This window comes from Nocardia sp. NPDC050710 (assembly GCF_040654375.1).
Lineage (GTDB): Bacteria > Actinomycetota > Actinomycetes > Mycobacteriales > Mycobacteriaceae > Nocardia.
In genome coordinates this window covers 175,926-199,049 of sequence record NZ_JBFAHV010000015.1, presented here as the reverse complement: position 1 = coordinate 199,049, position 23,124 = coordinate 175,926, and the positions used below count along the sequence as shown (strand labels likewise).

At 67.6% G+C, this 23,124-nt stretch carries 26 protein-coding genes; 12 read left to right on the top strand and 14 right to left on the bottom strand.

The window, feature by feature from the left end:
• Positions 1–855: 855 nt before the first annotated feature.
• The 8 genes from AB0H61_RS24420 to AB0H61_RS24385 form a co-directional block, all read right to left on the bottom strand.
• Positions 856–1,221 (bottom strand): DUF5313 family protein, encoded by a 366-nt coding sequence (locus tag AB0H61_RS24420; RefSeq protein ID WP_357308316.1) that lies wholly within the window; start codon positions 1,219–1,221, stop codon positions 856–858.
• Between the two features lie 52 nt (positions 1,222–1,273).
• Positions 1,274–1,654: a DUF5313 family protein gene (locus AB0H61_RS24415; RefSeq protein ID WP_357308313.1), complete on the bottom strand. Its 381-nt coding sequence runs from the start codon at positions 1,652–1,654 to the stop codon at positions 1,274–1,276.
• A 43-nt stretch (positions 1,655–1,697) separates the two neighbouring features.
• Positions 1,698–2,171 carry an SRPBCC family protein gene (locus AB0H61_RS24410; RefSeq protein WP_357308311.1) on the bottom strand — a complete coding sequence of 158 codons (474 nt, stop codon included), beginning with the start codon at positions 2,169–2,171 and terminating at the stop codon, positions 1,698–1,700.
• A 52-nt stretch (positions 2,172–2,223) separates the two neighbouring features.
• Positions 2,224–3,156, bottom strand: a complete 933-nt coding sequence (locus AB0H61_RS24405; RefSeq protein ID WP_357308308.1) for a CopD family protein — start codon at positions 3,154–3,156, stop codon at positions 2,224–2,226.
• A 13-nt stretch (positions 3,157–3,169) separates the two neighbouring features.
• Positions 3,170–3,739, bottom strand: coding sequence for a copper resistance CopC family protein (locus AB0H61_RS24400; RefSeq protein WP_357308357.1), 570 nt, complete (start codon positions 3,737–3,739; stop codon positions 3,170–3,172).
• Positions 3,739–4,398 (bottom strand): YcnI family protein, encoded by a 660-nt coding sequence (locus AB0H61_RS24395; protein WP_357308305.1) that lies wholly within the window; start codon positions 4,396–4,398, stop codon positions 3,739–3,741. Before AB0H61_RS24395 ends, AB0H61_RS24400 begins: the two co-directional genes overlap by 1 nt.
• Positions 4,399–4,439: 41 nt before the next feature.
• A complete protein-coding gene (locus AB0H61_RS24390; RefSeq protein ID WP_357308302.1) occupies positions 4,440–4,970 on the bottom strand; it encodes a hypothetical protein in 531 nt (176 codons plus the stop codon).
• A gap of 94 nt (positions 4,971–5,064) precedes the next feature.
• Positions 5,065–5,694, bottom strand: a complete 630-nt coding sequence (locus tag AB0H61_RS24385; protein WP_357308299.1) for a DUF6474 family protein — start codon at positions 5,692–5,694, stop codon at positions 5,065–5,067.
• A 243-nt stretch (positions 5,695–5,937) separates the two neighbouring features.
• Between AB0H61_RS24385 and AB0H61_RS24380 the strand changes: the two genes are divergently transcribed.
• The 4 genes from AB0H61_RS24380 (at position 5,938) to AB0H61_RS24365 (ending at position 11,397) form a co-directional block, all read left to right on the top strand.
• Positions 5,938–7,596: a TM0106 family RecB-like putative nuclease gene (locus AB0H61_RS24380; protein WP_357308354.1), complete on the top strand. Its 1,659-nt coding sequence runs from the start codon at positions 5,938–5,940 to the stop codon at positions 7,594–7,596.
• Positions 7,597–7,680: 84 nt separating this feature from the next.
• On the top strand, positions 7,681–9,636 hold the full coding sequence (htpG, locus tag AB0H61_RS24375) for a molecular chaperone HtpG (RefSeq protein WP_357308296.1): 1,956 nt from the start codon (positions 7,681–7,683) through the stop codon (positions 9,634–9,636).
• 113 nt (positions 9,637–9,749) lie between these two features.
• On the top strand, positions 9,750–10,442 hold the full coding sequence (locus AB0H61_RS24370) for a DUF1361 domain-containing protein (protein ID WP_357308293.1): 693 nt from the start codon (positions 9,750–9,752) through the stop codon (positions 10,440–10,442).
• A gap of 136 nt (positions 10,443–10,578) precedes the next feature.
• Positions 10,579–11,397, top strand: coding sequence for a methyltransferase domain-containing protein (locus AB0H61_RS24365; protein WP_357308290.1), 819 nt, complete (start codon positions 10,579–10,581; stop codon positions 11,395–11,397).
• 71 nt (positions 11,398–11,468) lie between these two features.
• On the opposite strand, the gene AB0H61_RS24360 is transcribed toward AB0H61_RS24365, so the two are convergent.
• Positions 11,469–12,236, bottom strand: coding sequence for an SDR family NAD(P)-dependent oxidoreductase (locus AB0H61_RS24360; protein ID WP_357308287.1), 768 nt, complete (start codon positions 12,234–12,236; stop codon positions 11,469–11,471).
• Between the two features lie 152 nt (positions 12,237–12,388).
• Between AB0H61_RS24360 and AB0H61_RS24355 the strand changes: the two genes are divergently transcribed.
• Entirely contained in the window at positions 12,389–13,267 is an 879-nt protein-coding gene (locus tag AB0H61_RS24355) for an SDR family NAD(P)-dependent oxidoreductase (protein WP_357308284.1), read from the top strand.
• A gap of 35 nt (positions 13,268–13,302) precedes the next feature.
• The gene (locus AB0H61_RS24350; protein WP_357308281.1) at positions 13,303–13,971 is read left to right on the top strand and encodes a TetR/AcrR family transcriptional regulator; all 669 of its coding nucleotides are present in this window, start codon (positions 13,303–13,305) and stop codon (positions 13,969–13,971) included.
• Between the two features lie 50 nt (positions 13,972–14,021).
• Here the strand turns inward: AB0H61_RS24350 and AB0H61_RS24345 are convergent, their stop codons facing one another.
• A complete protein-coding gene (locus AB0H61_RS24345; protein ID WP_357308278.1) occupies positions 14,022–14,537 on the bottom strand; it encodes a DUF1772 domain-containing protein in 516 nt (171 codons plus the stop codon).
• Positions 14,538–14,611: 74 nt separating this feature from the next.
• On the opposite strand from AB0H61_RS24345, the gene AB0H61_RS24340 reads away from it, so the two are divergent.
• Entirely contained in the window at positions 14,612–15,088 is a 477-nt protein-coding gene (locus AB0H61_RS24340; RefSeq protein WP_357308275.1) for a MarR family transcriptional regulator, read from the top strand.
• On the opposite strand, the gene AB0H61_RS24335 is transcribed toward AB0H61_RS24340, so the two are convergent.
• The 3 genes from AB0H61_RS24335 to AB0H61_RS24325 form a co-directional block, all read right to left on the bottom strand.
• Positions 15,060–15,782 carry a TMEM165/GDT1 family protein gene (locus AB0H61_RS24335; RefSeq protein WP_357308272.1) on the bottom strand — a complete coding sequence of 241 codons (723 nt, stop codon included), beginning with the start codon at positions 15,780–15,782 and terminating at the stop codon, positions 15,060–15,062. The genes AB0H61_RS24340 and AB0H61_RS24335 overlap by 29 nt on opposite strands.
• A 295-nt stretch (positions 15,783–16,077) precedes the next feature.
• Positions 16,078–16,605 carry a peptidase gene (locus tag AB0H61_RS24330; RefSeq protein ID WP_357308269.1) on the bottom strand — a complete coding sequence of 176 codons (528 nt, stop codon included), beginning with the start codon at positions 16,603–16,605 and terminating at the stop codon, positions 16,078–16,080.
• A 346-nt stretch (positions 16,606–16,951) separates the two neighbouring features.
• Positions 16,952–17,575 carry a superoxide dismutase gene (locus tag AB0H61_RS24325; RefSeq protein WP_357308266.1) on the bottom strand — a complete coding sequence of 208 codons (624 nt, stop codon included), beginning with the start codon at positions 17,573–17,575 and terminating at the stop codon, positions 16,952–16,954.
• Positions 17,576–17,757: 182 nt separating this feature from the next.
• On the opposite strand from AB0H61_RS24325, the gene msrA reads away from it, so the two are divergent.
• The gene (gene msrA, locus AB0H61_RS24320; RefSeq protein ID WP_357308263.1) at positions 17,758–18,462 is read left to right on the top strand and encodes a peptide-methionine (S)-S-oxide reductase MsrA; all 705 of its coding nucleotides are present in this window, start codon (positions 17,758–17,760) and stop codon (positions 18,460–18,462) included.
• A 76-nt stretch (positions 18,463–18,538) separates the two neighbouring features.
• Here msrA and AB0H61_RS24315 read toward each other — a convergent pair whose 3' ends face one another.
• Entirely contained in the window at positions 18,539–19,150 is a 612-nt protein-coding gene (locus tag AB0H61_RS24315; protein WP_357308260.1) for a hypothetical protein, read from the bottom strand.
• 524 nt (positions 19,151–19,674) lie between these two features.
• Here AB0H61_RS24315 and AB0H61_RS24310 point away from each other — a divergent pair.
• The 4 genes from AB0H61_RS24310 (at position 19,675) to AB0H61_RS24295 (ending at position 22,913) form a co-directional block, all read left to right on the top strand.
• On the top strand, positions 19,675–20,043 hold the full coding sequence (locus tag AB0H61_RS24310; RefSeq protein WP_357308257.1) for a rhodanese-like domain-containing protein: 369 nt from the start codon (positions 19,675–19,677) through the stop codon (positions 20,041–20,043).
• A gap of 15 nt (positions 20,044–20,058) precedes the next feature.
• Positions 20,059–21,138, top strand: a complete 1,080-nt coding sequence (locus AB0H61_RS24305; RefSeq protein WP_357308254.1) for a DUF4328 domain-containing protein — start codon at positions 20,059–20,061, stop codon at positions 21,136–21,138.
• Positions 21,135–21,896: a glycerophosphodiester phosphodiesterase gene (locus AB0H61_RS24300; RefSeq protein ID WP_357308251.1), complete on the top strand. Its 762-nt coding sequence runs from the start codon at positions 21,135–21,137 to the stop codon at positions 21,894–21,896. The genes AB0H61_RS24305 and AB0H61_RS24300 overlap by 4 nt, the downstream gene beginning before the upstream one ends.
• 96 nt (positions 21,897–21,992) lie before the next feature.
• Positions 21,993–22,913, top strand: coding sequence for a DUF5926 family protein (locus tag AB0H61_RS24295; protein ID WP_357308249.1), 921 nt, complete (start codon positions 21,993–21,995; stop codon positions 22,911–22,913).
• Positions 22,914–23,124 lie beyond the last annotated feature (211 nt).

Genomic DNA, 23,124 nt, shown 5'->3' with positions numbered 1-23,124 from the left:
CGGCCCTGGATGTCTCGCTGCCGAGCGGCCGAGACTTGCGACTTCGTCGCGTGCGCTTCGGCCGCTCGGCAGCGAGACGGCCGCGAACGGGTCGCTCGTAAGACTCGCTCCGTGCGGGGTTGGGTTGGGGGTGGATTGGTTGCGCTGCGGGTTCGCTGCCCGTATGTCTTGCGTCGGGTGCGCTTCGGCCGTTCGGCAGCGGGACGGTCGCGAACGGTCGCTCGTGAGACTCGCTCTGTGCGGGGTTGGGTTGGGGGCGGATGGTTGCGTAGCTGTTCACAGCCCGTATGTCTTGCGTCGGGCGGTCGGGGCTTGCGAGTGCGTCGCGTGTGCTTCGGCCGTTCGGCGGCGAGACGGCCGCGAACGGTCGCTCGTAAGACTCGCTCCGTGCGGGGTTGGGTTGGGGGCGGATGGTTGCGCAGCGGGTTCGCGTATGTCTTGCGTCGGGTGGGCGGGGCTTGCGAGTGCGTCGCGTGCGCTTCGGCCACGCGGCAGCGAGACGGCCGCGAACGGTCGCTCCTAAGACTCGCTCCGTGCGGGGCTGGGTTGGGGGCGGATGCCCGCGCAGCGGGTTGGCGGCCTATGTGGCTTGCGGCCGGGACTTGCGACCGTCGCGTGCGTTTCGGCCGTTCGGTGGTGAGATGGCCGCGAACGGGTCGCTTGTAAGACTTGCTCCGGACGGGGGCGGGTTTGTCGCGTGCGTTTCGGCAGCGAGACAGACGTGGGGGTCGCTCGTGAGGCTTGTGCCGTGCCGGTTGGGTTTGTCGCGTGTGTTTCTAGCCGCTCGGCGGCGAGGTTGGCCGTTGGCGGTCGCTCATAAGGCCGCTCGGTGTGGGGGCGGTATCGACCGGGGCGCTAACGGTGACCGTAGTGGAGCTTGTACATCTCCCGATCGTGTTCGGAGAACTTGTTGTGGTCCACCAGATCCGGGCTCAGGCCGTGCTGGACCAGCCGGAAGCGGCGCCACACGTAGCTGAGCGCCACCGTGAATACGACCAGCGGGATGATCATCATCACGATCATGCCGATCTTGAGCGGCATGGGCCCCGGGAACAGCAGCACCAGGGCGAAGAACGGGATGACCGGGACGAGGAACCGGACGAGATAGCGCTCCATGGCCCCGTGCCCGACGAGGTCTTGGATAACCCACTCGTGCAGCTCCTTGGGGAGCTCGCGGCCCAGATCGTAGGCGATCCGCTGCCTTATCGTGGGGGTTTTCATATCTTCAGGCTATGCCTGTGCTATAAGTCACCGCCAGCCCGAAAACCGCCGTTCAGCCGCGACCGTGCCTGCGTTCGTAGTCGAGGCGATCGGCCTCGTCGCGGCGCCGCGCGTCCGCGTCGGCCAGCGCCGGGTCCAGGCCGTGTTTGATCAGGCGGTGCCGCCGGTAGACGTACATCAGCGCGACCGTGAAGTAGATGAGCGGGATGTACAACAGCGCCATCATCGCCAGACCCATCCACAGCGGCCCCGGTAGCAGCAGGAATACGCACAGTACCGGGAGGATCGGCACCAGGATGCGGGTCAGATAGCGCCGGGTGGCGCCGGGACCGGTGAGGTCCGCGAGCACCCACCCCGACATCGACGCGGGCAGTGTCCGGCCCCAGATGTAGCCGACGCGCTGTGTGGGAGTCGGGGTGGCGGGCTCGTTCACGGCTCCAGGATCCCACCCCGGCCGCGCCTCGGCGGAGACGGTGTCAGAGCAGGTCCGATTCCTGCGCGCCCTGCTTGTGGAACTCCGCGATCTGCTTGATCAGGTTGTCCGTCGTGAATTTCACGGTGATCTTCACGAACGGCTCGATGGTCTTACCCAGCGCGCGCCCGGCCAGGCCGCCCGGCACCCGGTAGTCGACGATGGCGTCGACGGTGCACTGGTCCTCGCCCCTGGGGTGGAACAGGAAGGTCGAGTCGATCTCGAAACCCTTGATCGACTTGATCCCGATGGCGAAGTTCTCCTCCCAGCGGATCACCTCGACCCGGGAATGCAGCGATGCGGGACCGAGTTTGATGTGTCCGTCGAAGCTCGCGCCGATGCCTTCGGTCTGCTCGCCGACCGGTGTGAAGGACTGGATCCCATGCAGGAAGTGCGGCAGATTCCGGTAGTCGTTGACGTATCGGAACGCTGATTCGGCCGAGGCCGCGCAGTCCGCGACGATCTTCACTTCGGTCATGACGGCAACTGTAACGGGTTCTGTATCCGATCGCGGGGGGCTGTGCTGCCGGTCACGCGGTGACGGCGAGCGTGGCGGCCAGCCCGAATGCCACGGCCATGATCGTCACTTCGGCGACCGCCCGCCGCAGTGACGCGTCCGCGCTCATCCGATGGTCCGCGGCCCGCTGCACCCAGGTCCGGCGCCACCACCAGCCCAATGCCAGCAGACTGAGCAGCACGACGGTCTTCGCGAGCAGGATTCGGCCGTAGCCGGTCGTCACCAGGGGCGCGATCCCTCCGATGCGCACCAGACCGTTCACGATCCCGGTGAGCGCGACCGTGCCGATCAACGGCACCGCCACCGCCGAATACCTGGGCAGCACCACCGCCCACTCGCCACGGGTGCGCACCACCGTGGCCAGCGCGACCAGCAGCCCGAACCAGGCGGCCGCGGCCAGCGCGTGCACCGCGGCCAGCACCGAACCGAACGCCTGCTGCGACATATGCCCGGTGATCGGCCGCAGGGCCAGCGCCACCGCCGCGAACACCAGCACCAGATCGGCCGACGCCGACTCCGCGCGTCGGTAGGACACCGCCGAGTAGCAGGCCACCGCACCGGTGCCGACCAGAATCGCGATGCCGACCTGACCGCCGCTGATCTCGGTCAGAAAGGTGCCGAACTGGTCGGCGCCCAGTCGCCGCACCGACACCCCGACCACCTCGGCCGCCTCGAAGATCAACACCGCGAACTCGGTGCCGCACCAGACCCCGGCCAATCCGGCAAGCAGCCGCCACGGCGGCCACAGCCGCGGGTGCAGCCGGGGCAACGCGGCCAGCCCCAGTACCGCCGCGCCGGTGCAGTCCGCGATCACCCGCACGATGCCCTCCGCGGGCAGCGCATCGGTGATCGTGAGGACCCAGGCCAATGCCACGCCGAGCAATCCGGCGGGGACGATCAGCAGCACCGCCGCCGCGTCCCGGCCGCCGGTCGTCCCGCTCTTCACCGCTGTCGAATCCCTACCGCTTGCCGCGTCCGCCACGGCCGGCGAACAGAGCGAACGCGAGACCACCGCCGAATAAGGCGACGGCGCCGACGAAGAAGACCCACAACGGGACGCCGCCGGAATCGCCGTCGTCGTCGGACCTGCCCTTGGCGTTGGCCTTGGGACCGGGTGTGCCGTTGCCGGGCTTGCTCAGCGTGAACTTGCGGGTGCCGCTGACCGGATGGCCGTCGGCGGAGGTCACCCGATAGGCAATCGTGTAATCGCCCGCCGGGCCGAGCTCGCCGACCTCGACATCGACCGTCTTTCCGTCGACGCGCGGCTGTCCTTTGGACCACAGGTTGCCGTCCGGACCGACCACCGTCAGTGACGGGAAGTTGGGCTGCAATTCCTCGTTGAAGGTGACGCTGACACGGGCCGGACCGGTGTCGACGGTCGCGCCGTCCTCGGGCACGCTGCCGACCGCCGCCGAATGCGCGGCGGCCGGACCGGCGGCGGCGAGACCGCCACCGAGCAGCAGCAGCCCCGCGATCGACGCCGCGAGCATCCGCCGCCCGACCCCGGTCCCGATCGCGATGCGGCGCATCACGACTGCCGTCCGCGGATCACGGCGCCCAGTCCGAGTGCGACGCCGAGCAATCCGAGCGCCAGGCCGATACCGCCGAGCCAGCGCGCGGTGTTATCGGTGGTGTCGCTGGTCTGCGCGGCTTCATTGCTGTCCACCTTGTGGCCGTCGTCCTCACCGGCCGTGCCCGCGAGCAGGGTGACGGTCGGCGCCGGATGCTCCGGCTCGGTGCCGTCGGGCCCGATCGGCTGATCCCAGGCGACGACCTTGCCGTCGCTGTAGGTCTGCTTGGCCGGGAAGCTCACCGTGTCCTGCTTGGGCAGCGGGCCGAGGGAGATGGCGAATCGCTGGAACTGGCCGGGGCCGACGCCGGGTGCGCCGGGATCGGCGGTCCAGGTGACCGCGACGGCCTCCGATTTGTCGTTGCGGTCGACCTTGGCGCTCCAACCGGGAATGGGTTCGGTGCGAGCGCTTTTCACGTTGGGCAGGGTGACGGTGAGCGCGGTGGTCGAGGCCGTCTCCGATTCGGTCGGCACGCGGAAGGTGACCACCGAGTATTTGCCCTGCTGGGCGCCGGGTGCGTCGGCGGTGACGTGCGCCGCGGCGGTGCCGCCGCTGAGCAGGACGAGGCCGATGGCGGCCACGCTGCCGCCACAGGCACGCAGAAATGAGCTACGCATGATGAAGGGCTTTCTCTCCGAAGGGATTTGGGTGCGAGCGATCAGGCAGGCACCGGTGGCGCGCGCGGGCCGATCGCGCTGTTCGGATGAAAGCGATAGGGGGACAGGCCCGTTTCGGCCCGTCCCGCGAAAGCGTGGACCGGGTGGCTCCGAGGTCGGGTGAGCGCTGCCAGGACGACGGCGGAGGCCACATCGCAGAGGCGCTGTGCCAGCAGGATGAGCGCGCCGCAGGCGAGCGTCGCGATGCCGTGTATCGCGAGCATCCACCCGCCGGGCAGATGTCCGGTGGGCGCCGCGTGACCGTGGCCGATCAGGCCGGACAGCGCGACGTGGCAGATCAGCTGCCCGGCCGCGAGTACGCCGAACATTCCGAGCCTGCCGCGCCCGATGGGCCGGGCGGCGGCCGCGGTGCCCGCGACCGTCGCGAGCAGCAGCACCAGCGCGCCTTCGGCCGAATCCGGATAGCCACCGCCCGCGATGCCGTGCGCCGCGACCGCGAGTGTCGCGACCGTCGCGCCGACCGCGCCGCCGCGCAGGCCCGCATGGGCCGAACCACCATGGGGCGCTGTCATTTCGGTGCGCCGGGGGTCGGCACGGGTCGACCGGTGCTCGGCGAAAGCCGAGTCCGGTGTGGTCGTGCCTGGCCCCGCATATCGGTGCGGGAGGTCAGTTGACACCGAGGCGCGCGAGCACGTCCGCCTCGATGCCGGAGAGTTCGTTGGAGATCGACGAGTGCACCGCGCGACGGCGCGGCGCGGGCATCTGCTCGGCGGTGCGCACGGCGGCGGTCAGACCCCCCAGCCGATCCCGGGTCGTCGCGCTGAACTTCTGGTTCTCGCCCGAACCGTCGACCTTGCCGAGGGCCGCTTCGACATTGGCGATCCGCGCCTGCAGTTTGCCGCCGTGACCGGCGTAGTCGCCGAGCTGGTCGATGCCGATGCCGAGCTGCTGGGCGCGGCGGGTGTCGAGCTGGCCACGCAGGTAGGTCGCCGCGCGGTAGGCCAACGGCGCGAGCACCGGCACCAGCACCCGGGCCACCCCGATGTACTTGCGGACCTGGCTCGCGCTGAACGGGTCGCGCTCGGCCTTCGCGGCTACCTTCAACGCGGCCTTCTCCTCGGCCTGGAACGCGGCGATCTGGGCCTTCGCCACCTTGCGCTGGGTGCGGGCCTCCGCGCGCTGGGCCTTGCGGTCGTTCTTGGCGCCCAGCTTGGCTTCCATCGCGGCCTTGTGCTTGAGGGCTTTCGCCTCGGCCCGGCGGCTCGGACGCCGCTTGCGCTTCGTGAACAACCCCATCGAAGGCCCTCCGTCATGCTGGTTTGCCATGGCAGTACGACGTCGGGGAACGCCCGTCCGCCCATGTCACACGGTTTGCCGTAACACTATCGGGTCCGCCCCGGCGGCTGCGAGTGGGTGAGTGGTGCCGGTAGATGCCCGACCGGTCGGGGTCATGCGGTGCACCGGGTTGTCGGGGGCAGGGACCATACTGCATACGTGAATTCGGGCATCGGTGACCGCGACGGTCGCGCAGACGACGGCTTGGCCGGGGATCGGTCGACCGGCGGTGATGCCTCGATCGCTTTCATCGATGCGCGGGCGTTGATCGGCTGCCGCCATCGATTGCACCGGAATGCGACGCATCCACAGTTGCTGACCGGTGTCGTCGAGGATGCCGGGGTGCGCCAGCGCCGAGAGGCCGCGACCGCGCACCGCAACAAGGTGCGCGACGCACTGGTCGGGGCCGATCCGGACGGTTGGGTGGTGATCGATCCCGGCCTGCGCGCGACCGAGCGGGCCGAGGCCACCATGCGAGCGTGTGTCGCTGGGGCCCAACACATCTGGGGTGGACTGCTGCCGCAGGAACCGGATACCGGCAGGCGCGGCGGCTCGGAGATCCTGCTGCGCGATCCGGATCGCGGCGGGTACATCCCGGTCATCGTCGTCAATCACAAGGTGACCGACCCGCGCAAACCGGAACCGGCGGACTTCCATCCGACCACCTCGGACCCGTATCGCTGGGATCCGCGACCGGATCCGTACCGCAAGCTGCGCCAGCAGCCCCGCGATCAGCAGCGTCTCGCGCATCTGTACCGCATGCTGCAACGACACGGCCTGGCCAGTCCGGCGCTGGTCGGCGGCGTGATCGGCTATCACTTCGACCGGATCCTCGTACACGATCTCGGTCCATTGCTCGCCGACTACGACCTGCGCTACGCCGACCGAATCGCGGTGGTGCGCAATGAACTGCCGACGGTGCCCTCGAAGGTGCCCGAATGCCGTCAATGCCCGTGGTGGTCCCGCGGGGTGGACGGCGGACCGAGTTGTGAGGGCTGGCTGGTCGAGCACCGGGATGTCAGCCTGGTGGCCCCGGGTTCGCGCGCCGAGGTGCTGCGCGGGCACGGCGTGCAGACCATCGACGATCTGGCCGCCTGGGTCGGCGACGATCCGGAGGATTGGCAGCACGGCCCGTTCGACGAGGCCGTGGTCACCGCGCGGGCCTGGCTCGCCGGTGCGCCGCTGGTGCGCCGGGTGGATCGGGTCCGGGTGCGCAGGGCCGATGTCGAGGTGGACGTGGATCTGGAGAGTTTCCAGGAGTACGGCGCCTACCTGTGGGGCACGCTGTTGGACGGGGTGTACCGGCCGTTCGTCACCTGGGATCCGCTGCCCACCGAGGATGAGGGCCGCTCCTTCGGCGAGTTCTGGATCTGGCTGATGACTGTGCGCGCCGAGGCCGCCACCGCTGGGAAAACCTTTGCCGCCTACTGCTATTCGCGTACCGCCGAGGACAAGTGGCTCTACGAGTCGGCGCGCCGGTTCGCGGGCAGGCCGGGGGTGCCGACGGTCGAGCAGGTGCGCGCCTTCGTCGACGGCCCGGAGTGGGTGGATATGTTCCAGGCCGTCTCCGACCAGTTCATCTGCCCGAATGGCAAGGGGCTCAAGAAGATCGCCCCGGTGGCCGGTTTCGCTTGGCGCGACCCGGAGGCGGGCGGTGAGGCGTCGATGAGCTGGTATCGCCAGGCCGTCGGCTACGACGGCGGCGAGCCGGATGCGACCCAGCGCACCCGGCTGCTGGAGTACAACGAGGACGATGTGCGCGCCACCATGGTGCTGCGCGAGTGGATGAGCCCCGATCGTCCGGTGGCGCATTGCGCGGACCTCGAGGTGCCCGGCCTGGCCGATTTCCGCGCGGGGGTCTGACCTGCGGCCGTGCGGGGGACCCCGGGGCCGCCACGCACTTGCACCTCCGGTCCGGTCGCCGGGCCGCGGCGGTACCATCGCGACGTGACAGAGCACGTCGAACAACTCGAGTTCCAGGCCGAGACCCATCAGCTGCTGGACCTGATGATCCACTCGGTCTACTCCAACAAAGACACGTTCCTGCGGGAGCTGATCTCGAACGCTTCCGACGCCCTGGACAAGCTGCGCCTGGAGTCCTATAGGGACAAGGACCTGCACGTCGACACCTCCGACCTGCATATCGAGCTGGAGGTCGACAAGGACGCGCGGATCCTCACCGTCCGTGACAACGGCATCGGCATGTCTCGCGCCGAGGTAGTGGATCTGATCGGCACTCTCGCCAAGTCCGGCACCGCCGAATTACGCAAGAAGTTGAATGAGGCCAAGTCCGAGGCCGCCGCCGAGGAGCTGATCGGCCAGTTCGGCATCGGCTTCTACTCCACCTTCATGGTCGCCGACAAGGTCACGCTGACCACCCGGAAGGCGGGGGAGAACGAGGGCACCCGCTGGGAGTCCGAGGGACAGTCCACCTACACCATCGAGACCCTGGACGAGGCGCCGCAGGGTACCGCGGTCACGCTGCACCTCAAGCCCGCCGACGAGGACGACCACCTTTTCGACTACACCCAGGAGTGGAAGCTCCGGGAGATCGTCAAGAAGTACTCCGACTTCATCGCCTGGCCGGTCCGCATGCAGGTCGAGCGGACCGTCACCGAGGGTGAGGGCGAGGAGAAGACCGAGAAGACCCTGCTCGAGGAGCAGACCCTCAACTCCATGAAGGCGCTGTGGACCCGCCCCAAGAGCGAGGTCAGCGACGAGGAGTACAAGGAGTTCTACAAGCACGTCAGCCACGGCTGGGACGATCCGCTGGAGATCATCCCGCTCAAGGCCGAGGGCACCTTCGAATACCAGGCGCTGCTGTTCGTTCCGTCGCACGCGCCGTTCGACCTGTTCACCCGCGAGCACAAGCGCGGCGTGCAGCTCTACGTCAAGCGGGTGTTCATCATGGACAACTGCGAAGAGCTGATGCCGGAATACCTGCGCTTCATCAAGGGTGTGGTGGACGCGCAGGATCTGTCGCTCAATGTGTCCCGCGAGATCCTGCAGCAGGACCGGCAGATCCAGATGATCCGTAAGCGTCTGGTGAAGAAGGTGCTGTCCACGGTCAAGGATCTGCAGGGCGCCGAGGATCAGTCGAAGTACCAGACCTTCTGGCAGGAGTTCGGCCGCGTTCTCAAGGAGGGCCTGCTCTCGGACTTCGACAACCGCGAGACGCTGCTTCAGGTCTCGTCGTTCGCCTCCACCAATTCCGACAGCGAGCCGACCACGCTCGCCCAGTACGTGGAGCGGATGCCGGAGGGTCAGGACTCGATCTATTACATGACCGGCGAGAGCCGTCAGCAGATCGAATCCTCCCCGCATATCGAGGCGTTCAAGGCCAAGGGCCGCGAGGTGCTGATCCTGACCGACCCGGTCGACGAGATGTGGGTCGGCTCGGTGCCGGAATTCGACGGTAAGCCGTTCCAATCCATCGCCAAGGGCGAGGTCGACCTGGAGACCGAGGAGGAGAAGAAGGCCTCCGAGGCGCTGCGCGAACAGCAGGACAAGGATTTCGCCGATGTGCTGACCTGGCTCGGCAAGACCCTGGACGAGACCGTCAAGGAGGTGCGCCTGACCAACCGGCTCACCACCTCCCCGGCCTGCCTCGTCGGTGACGTCTACGACTTCACCCCGATGCTGGAGCGGATGTACCGGGCTTCGGGACAGCTCGTCCCGGAGAGCAAGCGGATCCTGGAGCTCAACCCGGCCCACCCGCTGGTCACCGGCCTGCGCGACGCGTACTTCACCCGTAAGGAGGACGCCGACGCGGGTAAGGTGCCCGAGCTCGACGAAACCGCCGAGCTGCTCTACGGCACCGCGGTCCTGGCCGAGGGCGGCGAGCTGAAGGATCCGGCTCGCTTCGCACACATCCTCACCGATCGGCTGACCCGCACGCTGTGAATCGGAGCCCGGAGGCCACCGTTCGTGGAGGAACTGTGGTGAAACCGTAGCGATACGGTGGCCTCCGGTCCGCGGGCGCCGCGCCGGGTCGGATATGTCGGCATCATGGCGGGATGGATGTGCTCGATCGGGTGGGGCCGAACCTGATGGATGTGGTTCGGCGAGACTTCTTCTGGATGACCTGGAATACGATCCTGGCGTGGATCCCGGTGGGGTTGGCGCTGTTGGTGTTTCGTACGCGAGCGGCGCGGGCCGCCACCGACGTGGGCATATCGCGTCGGTTGCCGCGGTCGCCCCTGTGGTGGGTCGGCGTGGCGCTGTTCGTGCTGTTCCTGCCGAATGCGCCGTATGTGGTGACCGATCTGGTGCACCTGCGTTACGACATCCACTTCGCGGGCAATGGCCCGGTGGTCACCACGGTGCTGCCGGTCTATCTCGTCTTCATCGGGTCCGGCTTCCTCGCCTACTACCTGGCGCTGGCCGAATTGCGCGGATATCTGGAACGGGTCGGGCTCGGCCGGTGGTGCACACCGGTGACGATGGGTCTGCACCTGTTGTGCGCGGTCGGCGTTTTTCTCGGTCGGTGGGTGCGGCTCAACAGTTGGGAGCCGGTGGTGCAGCCGGTCGACACCTTCGAGCGGATGCTGCTCGCGCTCACCTGGTCGTGGGCGCCGATTCTGATCGCCGCGGTCTTTGTCGCGACGGCCGTCGGGCATTTCGTGACCCGGGCCGTGGTGGAGGCCGCGCTGGCCAGTGCGGTGCGGGGCGTGCGCTGGGCGCGGGCGGTGCGGTTCCGGGAGGTGTAGGCGGCGTTAAATAAAACCGGCCGGTCGACTTAATGGAAGTCGAAGGGCTTCGCGCGCAGTGACATTCGCGGTGCCTTCTGGGTTGCGGGAGGGTCGCGCGCGTAGCCTGAGGCGGTCGAAAGGATCGTGCAACACCATGTCCGAGAACCCTCTCGCCGCCGCCGAACCCTGGGACCTCGTCGCCGACGGCTATGCCGAATTCGCGCCCGCGATCATGCGCCCCTTCTCCGCCCACGCCATCGAACTGGCCGGGCTGTCGCCGGAATCGCGGATCGTCGATGTCGCCGCGGGCACCGGGATGTTGAGCCTGCTCGCGGCGCCACAGGTCCAATCCGTGCAGGCGATCGACTTCTCCGAACCGATGCTGGCCCGTCTCCGGGCCGCGGCCGCGGCGGCCGGGATCGGCAATATCGAGGCGCGGGCGGGCGACGGACAGGCGCTTCCGTTCGACGACGACAGCTTCGACGCGGGCTTCTCGATGTTCGGGCTGATGTTCTTCCCGGACCGTGCCAAGGGGTTTGCCGAATTATTCCGGGTGCTCCGCCCCGGTGCCGCCGCCGTGGTCTCGAGCTGGGCGCCGGTCGCGGAATCCACGCTCATGCGAATGATGTTCGGCGCCTTCACCGCCGCCGACCCGAGCATTCAGGAGCCGGAGCCCAACTTCCTGAGCCTGGAGAATCCGGAGGTTTTCGAGACCGAGATGCGCGGGGGCGGATTCGCGGGGGTGACGATCCAGCGGCACACCACGGTGCTCACCTTCGACAGCCCCGAGCGGCTCTGGGAGACGATGGCGCGCAGCAGTGCGCCGCTGCTGCTGATGCGCCGCGATGTGGGTGAACAGGTGTGGGCGGAGCGGGTCGCGGTGATGCGGGAGTACCTGGCCGCCAACTACCGACCCAACACGCCCCTGTCCACGACGGCGTTGCTCGGCATCGGCCACAAGCCTCGACCTTGAAAGACGAAGGTGCTCCGTCTCCCGGCAATACCGGGAGACGGAGCACCATCGACGTGCGGTGGCGGCGGAGCCTAGCGCGGCGCCATGCGCAGCGCGCCATCCATGCGGATGGTCTCGCCGTTCAGGTAGTCGTGCTCGACGATGTACTGCGACAGCTGCGCGTACTCGTCCGGGCGGCCGAGACGGGACGGGAACGGCACGCCGGCTTCGAGGCCCTTGCGGTACTCCTCGGTGACACCGGCCAGCATCGGGGTGTCGATGATGCCGGGGGCGATGGTGTTCACGCGGATGCCGAACTGCGCCAGATCACGCGCGGCAGGGACGGTCATGCCGTGCACGCCACCCTTGGAGGCGGAGTAGGCGATCTGGCCGACCTGGCCCTCGAATGCGGCGACCGAGGCGGTGTTGATGATGACGCCGCGCTGGCCGTACTCGTCGACCGCGTCCGTCTTGGCGATCGCGTCGGCGGCCAGGCGCATGACATTGAAGGTGCCGAGCAGGTTCACGGTGATGACGGTGCGGAATAGCTCCAGATCGTGCGGGCCGTTCTTGGACAGGATGCGTCCGGCCCAGCCGACACCGGCGCAGTTGACCACGATGCGCAGCGGGACGCCGGACTCGACGACCTTGGCGACGGCGGCCGAGACCTCGTCGTTGCTGGTGACATCCGCGGGGATGAGGGTGACGCCCGCGGGCACATTGTCGCCCGCGCGCTCGATGGACTGCGGCACGTCAAGGCCGAAAACAGTGGCGCCCAGGTCGGCGAAACGCTTGGCGGTGGCGGCGCCGAGGCCGGATGCGCCTCCGGTGACAATGGCGGCGGAACCCGAAATCTCCACGATGGTCCTCTCGTTCGTGACAGCCAGTTGGCCTTTCGTCAATTGCACCCTAACCGGTGCGATGTGAGAGCCCTGTCACGGCTCCCTCTCGCCCCGTGTCCGACCCGGAATTATTTGCGAACAGAATTGTTCGTTGGTGGTATCGTCGCTGCATGAAGCTGTTCACTGGTGCGGAGGTGGCCGGTCGGAAGGTATTGATCACAGGGGCGGCGCGTGGGATCGGGGCCGCGCTGGCCAGGCAGTTACACGCGCACGGGGCGTCGGTCGCGCTACTCGGACTGGAGCCGAACCAGCTCGCCGAGGTCGCCGCCGAGTGCGGGGATGCGCCGTGGCGGTACTGCGATGTGGGGGATCCCGCGCAGGTGGAGCGGGTGGTCGGCACACTGGTCGCCGAACTCGGCGGACTGGATGTGGTGGTCGCCAATGCCGGGGTGGCGAAACAGCTGGCGCTGCTCGGCGGCGATCCTTCGGTCCTGGAACAGACGCTCACCGTCAATGTGCTCGGCGTCTACTACACGTTGCGCGCCGCCGGACCGCATATCTGTCACCCGGGCGGATACGCGCTGATCGTCTCCTCGCTCGCGGCCGCGGTGAATCTGCCGTTGGCGGGCGCCTACAGCGCGTCCAAAGCGGGCGCCGAGGTGCTCGGCCATACGCTGCGCAACGAAATCCGGCATACCGGCGCCAAGGTCGGCGTCGCCTACTTCGCCGAATTGGATACCGATATGACCACCCGCGGCTTCGGAACCGCTGCGGCCAGGTCCATTCTCGGCCGGTCCACCGTCTCCGGGGTGGCGCCGCTCGGACCGGCCATCGATGCCGTCGAACGGGCGATCGCCCGCCGCAAACGCCAGGTCGTCGCACCGTGGTGGGTGGCGGCGGTGCTGCCGGTGCGGCCCATCGCACAACGCGTGATCGACATCGCCCTGCGTAGGGGAGTCGCGGGGGCCTTGGATATCGCGCGCAGTGAAGACGCGCCCTTCACCACCGAACAGCCGTCGCGACCCCGCAGAATGGAGCGGCACGTCTGAAGTACCTCAGCCCGAACGAAATCCGGAGTCACCGCATGACCGAACTTGCCGGCACCGCTCGCCAACTCCCGCGAGGCCGCCACGGCCTGCCGCGGGAGCAGGTGATCGCCTCGCAGCGCGAGCGGATCCTGAAGGCGATGGCCGAGGCAATGGTCGAGAACGGATATGTGGGGACCTCGGTCGCGGTGATCCTGAAGCGCGCGGGCGTATCGCGGGAAACCTTCTATGAGCAATTCCGTTCCAAGGAGGACTGTTTCGAGGCCGCCTTCGAGCGTGCCGTCCAGGGTCTGCTGTCCCGGATCGGCAAGGCCTCGGTCGCGGCGGATAACGAGGCGGTCCCGGAGTTGGATCGGATGGACCGCATTCTCGGCGCCTATCTGGAGGGTCTGGCCGCCGAACCCGCCTACGCCAGGCTGTTTCTGGTTGAGGTCTACGCCGTCGGTTCCAAAGCCGTTGCCCGCCGCGCGGTTTTGCAGGAATCGTTCGTCACGATGATGGCGACCGTACTCGACGCACGCACCGAACAGCAGCGCTTCGCCTGCCAGACGCTGGCCGCGGGGGTCAGTGCCATGGTCACCGCGCGAATCGCCGCCGACGATCCCGACGGGCTGCGTGGTCTGAAGCAACCGCTGCTCGATCTGGTGCGCCGCAGCGGCGATCTCTATGGAACCGCGATACCGCGGGCCGGTGGAGTGCCCGCCTGATCGATCGCGCGGAGCCCGGACTCGGCCGGGCCCCACGGTCGGAGTGCCGATCAGTGCGTGGCGCCCACGGTATCGCGGGCAGTCACCGGAGCCGATGTGAGCGACAGGGCGCGCAGCGCGCACAGCCAGCCGATTCCGCCGAGGGCCATGCGTGGGTAATTGAGCGTGGTCCACACGCTGACGAAGGATTCGATGTGCTCGGGCGTCCAGTCGGCGCCGCCGGACTGGAATATCAGCATCTGGGTCGCGAAGTAGCCGTAGGTGCTCACCGAGTAGCAGGCCATGATCGCCGCACCGGCGATCCACCAGCGTCGCACCGGTCCGGGGGTCCGCCAGGCGATGGCGAGGTTGACCAGCGACAGCAGCGTCACCACCGGCGAGACGAACGGCCAGAACGCGCGGCCGGCCCGTTTGAATCCGGATTCCTCCATCGCGGTGAGCACCTGCTCGGGCGGTACGTCGGTCCACAGGGGCATGATGGCCAGCTTCTCGTACCACCCCGCGCCGAATTGAATGCCTACGAAGATCACCAGCAGCCACAGCGGAATCGCGCGCTTGGTTGTCATATCCCCATCTCCTTCGATTATTCTCTATTCGAGAGTTTCTCTATAACAGAGAGATTAGAAAAGGAGGTGCGGCGATGACATCAGGGAAAACCCGGATTGTGGCCCTGACTTCGCTTCAGGCCGGGCTACGGGAACAGGCGACGCGGACCGTCATCTTCCACTCGGCGGTCGCGTCCCGGCTCGGCATTACGGTCGTCGACCTGAGCTGCCTGAATGTGCTCAGCCTGGAGGGGCCACAGACCCCGGGCCGATTGGCCGATCGGCTCGGGATCACCCGCGGTGGCGCGGTGACCGCGATGATCGACCGGCTGGAGCGGGCCGGATATGTGCGTCGCGAACCCGATCCCGCCGATCGGCGGCGGGTCCTCGTGGTGGCGGATGTCGCCAAGGCCGGTGCGACGGTGGCGCCGCTGTTCGCCGGACTCGGCGCGGCACTCGCCGGTGACTTCGCGGAATTCGACGACGCGGAGATCGAACTGCTGTCGCGCTTCGTCGTCGCGCTGAACCGGAGCGTCGGAGCGGCTACGGACGAACTTCGGTCGGCGCCGTGACGATTCCGGCGTCTTCGAATGCGGTCTGTGCCCGGGTCCGGCGCCGGACCAGCAGCCCGGCGCCCGCCAGGGCGGGGATCGCCGCGGCGAGTCCGGCGCCCGCGAGAACGCCGAGCGTGGGGAAGGTGGCGGCGATCAGGGTGGCCGCGCCGAAATAGAGGAACAGCAGGCCGGAGCTGATCCCGATGACATGTTCCGGCAGATGTTTGCCGACCAGGATGCCCGCTCCGATGGCGAGCGCGTCGGCGGCGACCATGCCGATGGTGGAACCGAGCCAGACGCCGAACCAACTGTTGTCGGTAGCCAGCGCGGCGGTCGCGAACATGGTGCGGTCACCGAGTTCGGCGAGCAGGAAGGCCGAGAGCACCACGAAGTAGGGCGCTCTGCTGGAGCGCGGCGGCTGGGGTTCGTCCTCCGGGTCGGTGGAGCCGAGGTGTTCGCGCAGCGTCCACAGGCCGACCGCGAGGAAGGTGAGGGCCGCGACCAGCGAGATGGCCCGGGTGGGCAGCGCGGCGCCGAGGAAATGTCCGACACCGACCGAGAGGATGTGCACCGCGGCGGTGGCGGTCGCGATGCCGCCGAGGACCACCCACCAGCGATAGCGCAGCGCGAACGTCAACGCCATCAGCTGTGACTTGTCGCCCAGCTCGGCGAGGAAGACGATCCCGATGCTCAGCAAAATGGTGGCGATCATGGCTGCGGCGGCTCCGAATCTTCGGCCTGTCCGCCGGAGATCGGGTACGCCTCCGGCCGACAACGAAATGATGTGTCAGGCCGAAGGTCTCGCCCACCGGACGATGCCGGTTCATGCAACCGGACCCGGGTCCTCGTGGGGCCGCGGGTCAGTATGTCGACTGCGTGATTGGGGGCTACTCCCCTTCGCTGCCGTCGACACTACCCCGATCGCTCGCGGGATGCCAACTCGCTGTTATCCAAATCGCAATGCGCACAATTAGTTTGGGGATCCGCGCGCAGAGTTTCGGGTACCCTCACGCGGCAAGCAGCATGGCCAGAACCGCGGTGTCGGGATCACTGATCGGATCCAGCCCGACCCGGCTGACCAGCGAGGTGACGGTCCCGTCGGACTCCGCTTCGGCCCACGCGGCCCGATGCTCCAGGCCCAGATGCGGTACGCCGGGCAGCAGCACGCAACCGGACGCGGCACCCGTGCATTCGGGCAGTGACGGCCGCGTCTCGGAGGGCGGATGCAGCATCAGCAGGGCGGGTGGCACATGGTCGGCAAACCGGCCGGGCTCCAGCGCCTCCGCGCCGAGTATCGGGCCCTCGGCCAGCACCAGGCCGACGGTGCCGGGCATCGGCTCGTCCGGCAACTCCTCGCGCACGCCGAAGACGGTGCTGGTGGTGAGCAGCCCTGGCAGCGTCGCCACCCGCACCGCTAGCACCAGGACCTGCGCCCATTCCTTGGTCGTATCCGGCCAGCGGCCGGAAATGACGAAGCCCCGCAGCGACCCATGCGAGTGGAACGGCGTAATGCCGATCGGTCCGTTGGTACGCATGATGCCTCCCGTCGTGAAACCGGGGGCGGCTTTGCCCGTCCTCGAACTGGTGTTCTTCGACAATGGCCCACGCATCACCTGGCACACAAGTACCAAAGAGTGCCAGCTCCCCCGCCTCTCCGGGTATTCAGGCCAGACCCAGGTGCGTGATGGGGGCATACGCGGGCGGCGGTCGGGTGGTGGTCGAGTCAGCCCGTGCCCGGTGAGTTACCCATGTGCGTGCGAGATCAGTGGGTGCGGTGGGAAGAGATCAGTGGGTGCGGTGGGAAGAAACGACAACGGGCCCCTGAGCGTCGCCGTGTGACGACGGTCAGGGGCCCGATGAAGGTCGGCCGTGGCCGGGCTATCAGCCGAAGATGAGGCCCTTGCCCTGGCTGACGGCGCGCGCGAAGCGCTCCTGCACGTCCTCCCAGTTGACGACGTTCCAGAACGCGGTCACGTAGTCGGCCTTGACGTTCTTGTACTGGAGGTAGAAAGCGTGCTCCCACATGTCGACCTGGAGCAGCGGGATGATGCCGAGCGGAACATTGGCCTGCTGGTCGTAGAGCTGGAAGGTCAGCAGCTTCTGCGCGAGGGTGTCATAACCCAGCACGGCCCAGCCGGAGCCCTGCAGACCGTTCGCGGCGGCGGTGAACTGCGCGCGGAACTTGTCGAACGAACCGAACTGGTCGTCGATGGCCGCGGCCAGTTCGCCGACCGGCTTGTCGCCACCGTTGGGGGAGAGGTTCTTCCACCAGATCGAGTGGTTGACGTGGCCACCCAGGTGGAAGGCGAGGTTCTTCTCGTTCAGGAAGATGGCGGCGTGATCGCCGGCCTCACGAGCCGCTTCCAGCTTCTCGAGGGCGGCATTCACACCCGCGACGTAGGCGGCGTGGTGCTTGGAATGATGAATCTCGTTGATCTGCCCGGAGATATGGGGCTCCAGGGCGCTGTAGTCGTAATCCAGATCTGGCAGCGTGTACTCAGCCACGATGTCCCTTCCTATGTCGGGCTGTGTGCGCCCGGAGTCTCGAGCACACCCAACCATCATTCGTACACCCGCTCGGGTGCAACCTCGTGCTGTGCCCCCTCATTCCGAGTCGGCGTCGTAACCACTGACTTTCGTTGAGCACGCGGATAACTCGGCGGGCACTGTCGGACTAGCATCGAACCATGTCGTTCTTGGACGAGCTAGTTGGGCGCATCCGACTCCCCGAGCCGGTGATGGTCGATCCGGAACAGGCACTTCCCGGTCGGGCCGAGGCGCTCCTCGTCCCGGATACCCATTTTGTCAACGGGCATCCGATTCATCCGCCGTTTCCGCGCGGAATGCGGGTCGCGGTGGTGGCGATGGGCTGTTTCTGGGGTGCGGAGAAGGGCTTCTGGGAGTTGGACGGGGTGTACACCACGGCGGTCGGATATGTCGGCGGCTATACGCCGAATCCGACCTACGAGGAGGTGTGCAGCGGTCGAACCGGGCATACCGAATCGGTGCTGGTGGTCTTCGATCCCGCGGTGATCGACTACGCGGGCGTGCTCGAGCACTTCTGGGAGGACCACGATCCGACCCAGGGCATGCGCCAGGGCAACGACCGTGGAACCCAATACCGCTCGGCCGTCTTCACCCTCGACGCCGAACAGGCAGAGATCGCGCGGGCCACCGCGCAGAGCTACGGCAAGCGCCTGGCCGAAGCCGGTTACGGCGCCATCAGTACCGAATTCGCCGAACTCCCGGTGCCCGCGGGGTCCGATCCCGCGGTGCTGCCCGGCTTCTATTACGCCGAGGGCTATCACCAGCAGTACCTGGCGAAGAATCCGGGCGGCTACTGCCCGACGCACGCCACCGGCGTGACCTGCCCGGTCGGTCCGGGCGCTTAACCTGAAAACGCACTGCCGCACATTCGATAGCGGGGCGTGGTAGTCGGATCGGCTCGCCGGTCGCGGTGAATTCGGCTCAGAGAGGTGGCGCGATGCCGGGCCGGATAGTCCTGGGGTCGCCGGCGTCGTGTGCCTCCCACCAGCGCACACCGCCCGCGATGAACTGCTTCAGCGGGATTTCACGGTCTTCCGAGTCATGAATGGTGATGTTGTCGAACCACACCCGCACGTCGAGTTCACGCGGATCGATGCCCTCTTCCTGGGAGAACTCCAGCACGTGGGCGGAGGTGTGGTCGTCGATCCGGGTGTCGAAGCTCAGCAACTCACTCCACAGCGCCCATCCGCTGTCGTCCAGGTCGATGAATTCCCAGCCGTGCAGCCTGCCGCCGCCGAAGCTGCGGATGGCCTCGTTCAGTCCGTTCAGTTGCAGTGGCAGTACCCGTGCGGCCAGATCATCCCAGCGCTGTTCGCGCAGCGAAGCCGCGACTCGGCCGACGCCGGTGAAGGTCAGCGCAACCCTGAAATCGCCGATCGCCGGGCCCTCGGGCGGCAGTGTCAGCACCTCGAGGTCGAGCCTCAGCGTGTGCGCCGCCGTGTCGACCTGCAATCCCAGGCAGACCGCCTCGGAGAGTGCGGTGTTGAGTCCGGTTGTGTCCGATCCGTCGAGTAGCCCCCTGCTCACGTTCATGCGCCCAGGCTACCGACCACGCCGACCAGAACCCGGTATTTCATATTTTCACTAGTGTTCTCGTTTTTTTGTGGAACCGAACCGACTTCTTCGCCGTCCAAGTAGATATCGGGACCCACACAGCCACGGTTCCGAGGTAGCGGCGAATGACCGGTCCGGGATGTCAGGAGGGGAGTCCCGGAACGGTCGTTCGCAACGCTCACTATTCGCCGGAGATCTGCCTGGGTGCTTGAAGAGGTACCTTACAGCCGGAAGGCCAGCGTAAATCTAGATCGCGGACTATTAGCTCGAATGGCCAAACGGGGATATGCCGAACAGTTCGATCGTCACAACCTGTGGATCAGGTTGTGGATTATGTGGATAACTCTGATGGAGATATACACAGGGCTGCCCTCGACGGGGCGTTCGACAGGAACCGGAGCGCAGAACATACCTGATGTCGCGGTTCGCTGTCGAGACCGCAGCACCGCCGTCGGCCCGGCCGGCACTCCCCGGCAGTACGGCACCCATGGCAGGATCGAACCGTGACGAGCTCCGAGGTTCCGTCGGTGTCGGTGCAAGCCGTGCCCGGCGAATTCGACAACACCGAGCGTCCCGAGGGGGACGCCCGGGCGATCCTGCTCGACGTCCGCGAGGACGGCGAATGGGAACTCGGGCATGCCCCCGGCGCGATCCACATCCCGATGGTCGATGTGCCCGCGCGGATCGACGAGCTCGACTACGACGCCGATCTGTACGTCATCTGCAGGCAGGGTGGTCGATCGATCGAGGTGGTCAAGTACCTGGAGCACGTCGGTTTCGACGCGATCAACGTCAGCGGTGGCATGGTGGCCTGGCAGCAGGCCGGCCGCTCGCTGGTCGCCGACGGCGACCACCAGGCGAAGATCTACTGACGGGAAAGAGGCGGCATGAGTACGGTGGTGCAACCGTGTGCGCGCTGCGGCGCGCGCTGGGCGGTGCAGGGGACGCCGATGCACTGGTGCCCTCGCTGCCGTGGCGTGCTGTTGTCGCCCGCGCCCATCGACGCCCCGGCCGAGCGACGCAATTACCGCTGGGTCGCCCGGCGCCCCGACCAGCGCACCCGTCGCCTTTCCGGAGTCGCCAGGACCGGCGCGTCGGCCGCGACACCGAAGTACACGCAGATACCGCGCTGGGGTCTGATCGATACGCCCCCCGCCCCGGCCGAGGTTCCGCGCGGGCGGCTCGCCGCCTTCGGCGCCCGGGTGAATTCGCTGCTGCCGGTCACCGCCGGATTGTTCGCACTTGCCGCGCTCGGCGAGCTGCTGCGCTATCTGATTCTGCTGCGCAATCGCACCCGGCTGATCGATCCGCTGGTGCTGCGCATATCCGATGTGCTCGTCATCGGTTCGGCGGTGCTGGCCATGGCCTTCGCCCTGGTCACCGCCGTGGCGCTGGTGGGGTGGCTGGTCGACGCGCGCCGGGCCGCATACGCGCGTTCGGGCCGGCGCGATCCGCGCGCCGTCCGCACGCTCGCGCTCGGATGCCTGATCCCGGTGGTCAATCTGCTCTGGCCCGGTGTCTTCCTCACCGAGGTCGCGGCGGCGCGCGAGGAACCACGCGCCCTGCGCGTGATCCGGATCTGGTGGTGCGCATGGGTTTTCGGCGGCGGGCTGACCATTGCCGTGCTGCTGTGGCGGACCGCGGATTCGTTGCAGGTCAAGGCCGACGGCGTGTTGTTCACCGCATTCGCCGACGCCTGCGCCGCGGGTATCGCCGTGTTGACCCTGTGGGTGCTGCGAAGCTTGGACGGTCGGGATCTGTTCGGTCGCACGAGGACCGCGCGCCGCTGGGTGGTCGCCGCGGATCCGGTGGTGCCGGTGATCGAACCGGTGCACCCGGGCGCCGGTGCCGCCGCGCGCGCCGCGACCGCGACCGGTCGTGATGCGGCCGATGAGGACATGCCCGAGGATCGGGATACCGACAACGGTGCTGTGAACCGTGAGCACGAGGAGGTTATGGCCAAGTGAGCGAGGGCAGTCGCGCACCGTTCGTCGTGGCGCACCGGGGAGCCTCGGCGGCCCGCCCCGAGCACACACTCGCCGCCTACGAGCTGGCGCTGGAGGAGGGCGCGGACGGGGTGGAATGCGATGTCCGGCTCACCAGGGACGGGCATCTGGTCTGCGTGCACGACCGCACGGTGGACCGGACCTCCTCCGGTACCGGTCTGGTCAGTGAGATGACACTCGATGAGTTGCGCGACCTGGACTTCGGTGTCGACGGCGCGCCCGCCACGGTGCTCACATTGAGCGAGTTGATCGAACTGGTGTTGGACTGGCGCAGCAGGCCGACCAAACTGTTCATCGAGACCAAACATCCGGTGCGCTACGGCACGCTGGTGGAGAGCAAGGTGCTCGCCGAACTCCATCGCTTCGGCATCGCCACCCCCGCCTCGGCCGATCACTCGCGCGCCGTGGTCATGTCCTTCGCCGCCACCGCGGTGTGGCGGATCCGGCGTGCGGCGCCGCTGCTTCCGACCGTGCTCCTCGGTGATTCCTCGCGCTACCTGGGCGGCGGCGCCGCGACCGCGGTCGGCGCCACGGCCGTCGGTCCCTCGGTGAAAACGCTGCGCGACCACCCGGATCTGGTCGACAAGGCGGCGGCCGCGGGTCGAGCCACCTACTGCTGGACCGTGGACGATCCCGACGATGTCCGCCTCTGCGCCGATCTCGGTGTCAGCTGGGTGGCGACGAATCACCCCGGCCGCACCAAGGCGCTCCTCTCGTAGCCGACAGGCGCTCGACCGGCGGTCGGAGACATTTACTTCCGTGTCGCCGACGACCGGCAACGGATGCGGGCAGGCGGGGGAGTAGTTTGACCATCCGTGGGAAAGAGCAAGCGCAATAGTCCTAAGCCCGGAGGGAACCGGGCCCAGCGTCTCGCCGAGCGCAAGGCCGCGCTGGAGCAGGCGGCGCAGTCTGTCACGCGTCCGTTCGAGGGGCTGGCCGCGGAGTGCGATCTGGTCGCGCTCCGGGAGTTCGTGCCGTCGGCGACCGCGACGCTGAAGCTGTCGCCCGAGGTGTGCGCGGAACGTTCCGTGGTGCTTGCCACGGTGCTGCCCGGTGCGGTGGCCGCGCTGGTGCGCGCGGGCGATCAGCCGGTCGGCTACGTCGGCACCCAGGTGCAGTTCCAGGGTGCGGATCCGGCCGCCGATATCGCCGCCGCCATCCTGTGGACCCAGTCCGCCGAACCCGGTGAGTCGTTGACGTCCGCGCAGAGCGTCGAGGGTGGTCCGCGCCTGGCCGATGTCATCGATCCCGGTGCGGATCTGGAGCTCACCGTGCACCAGGACTTCGACTGGTGGGTGCCGGAGGGCGTGCAGCCCGATCCGCAGGTCGCCGCGACCATCGAACAGGCCAAGCAGGCGATCATGCCTTCCGCACGACTGGATTTGGGCCCGGATTCGATCGGTGCGGCCTGGTGGGTCGACGCGGGCGAGAAGGCGCATGTGCGTTGGGTGCGTCCGGAGAACGAGGACGACCTGATGCTGGCGCTGGCCCGGCTGCATGCGTCGGGTGGCCTGCACCTGGGCGAAGGTTCCCGTTTCGCGGGCTCCTTCCGTACGCACGGGCTGCTCGTTCCGGTCTTCGACCTGGACCCGGAGCTGCACGCTAGTGAATGGACCGGTGCGGCAAAGGAATTCGGTGCTCGCCTGTCCGCGGCGCTGGCCGTCGACGCTCCGCTCACGGCCGAGGAGCGGCGGTCCCGGGATGGTCTGCGGTCGCGTCAGGTCACCCTGCGTTGAGCCGGGATATTCCCGGATCAATTTTGTGAAAAACGCTTCTTTCTGATCTTTGCTCCGTTAAGTTCTGTTCATCACCGAAGCTGGTGGTGGTGAGGATCACCTCACCGGACAGATGAGGAAAGTAGGGAAACCCCATGGACGCCATCCTGAAGCTGATCACGACGCTGCTGAGCACCCTGAGCGCGAACTCCTGATAGCAGAACAGGCCCAG

Coding starts and splice junctions, on each gene's coding strand:
- AB0H61_RS24305 (WP_357308254.1), top strand. CDS start 20,059: ATGAGTACGGTGGTGCAACCGTGTGCGCGCTGCGGCGCGCGCTGGGCG.
- msrA (WP_357308263.1), top strand. CDS start 17,758: ATGTCGTTCTTGGACGAGCTAGTTGGGCGCATCCGACTCCCCGAGCCG.
- AB0H61_RS24330 (WP_357308269.1), bottom strand. CDS start 16,605: ATGCGTACCAACGGACCGATCGGCATTACGCCGTTCCACTCGCATGGG.
- AB0H61_RS24390 (WP_357308302.1), bottom strand. CDS start 4,970: ATGACAGCGCCCCATGGTGGTTCGGCCCATGCGGGCCTGCGCGGCGGC.
- AB0H61_RS24420 (WP_357308316.1), bottom strand. CDS start 1,221: ATGAAAACCCCCACGATAAGGCAGCGGATCGCCTACGATCTGGGCCGC.
- AB0H61_RS24385 (WP_357308299.1), bottom strand. CDS start 5,694: ATGGGGTTGTTCACGAAGCGCAAGCGGCGTCCGAGCCGCCGGGCCGAG.
- AB0H61_RS24400 (WP_357308357.1), bottom strand. CDS start 3,739: ATGCGCCGCATCGCGATCGGGACCGGGGTCGGGCGGCGGATGCTCGCG.
- AB0H61_RS24395 (WP_357308305.1), bottom strand. CDS start 4,398: ATGCGTAGCTCATTTCTGCGTGCCTGTGGCGGCAGCGTGGCCGCCATC.
- AB0H61_RS24345 (WP_357308278.1), bottom strand. CDS start 14,537: ATGACAACCAAGCGCGCGATTCCGCTGTGGCTGCTGGTGATCTTCGTA.
- AB0H61_RS24340 (WP_357308275.1), top strand. CDS start 14,612: ATGACATCAGGGAAAACCCGGATTGTGGCCCTGACTTCGCTTCAGGCC.
- AB0H61_RS24315 (WP_357308260.1), bottom strand. CDS start 19,150: ATGAACGTGAGCAGGGGGCTACTCGACGGATCGGACACAACCGGACTC.
- AB0H61_RS24370 (WP_357308293.1), top strand. CDS start 9,750: ATGGATGTGCTCGATCGGGTGGGGCCGAACCTGATGGATGTGGTTCGG.
- AB0H61_RS24350 (WP_357308281.1), top strand. CDS start 13,303: ATGACCGAACTTGCCGGCACCGCTCGCCAACTCCCGCGAGGCCGCCAC.
- AB0H61_RS24335 (WP_357308272.1), bottom strand. CDS start 15,782: ATGATCGCCACCATTTTGCTGAGCATCGGGATCGTCTTCCTCGCCGAG.
- AB0H61_RS24355 (WP_357308284.1), top strand. CDS start 12,389: ATGAAGCTGTTCACTGGTGCGGAGGTGGCCGGTCGGAAGGTATTGATC.
- AB0H61_RS24410 (WP_357308311.1), bottom strand. CDS start 2,171: ATGACCGAAGTGAAGATCGTCGCGGACTGCGCGGCCTCGGCCGAATCA.
- AB0H61_RS24365 (WP_357308290.1), top strand. CDS start 10,579: ATGTCCGAGAACCCTCTCGCCGCCGCCGAACCCTGGGACCTCGTCGCC.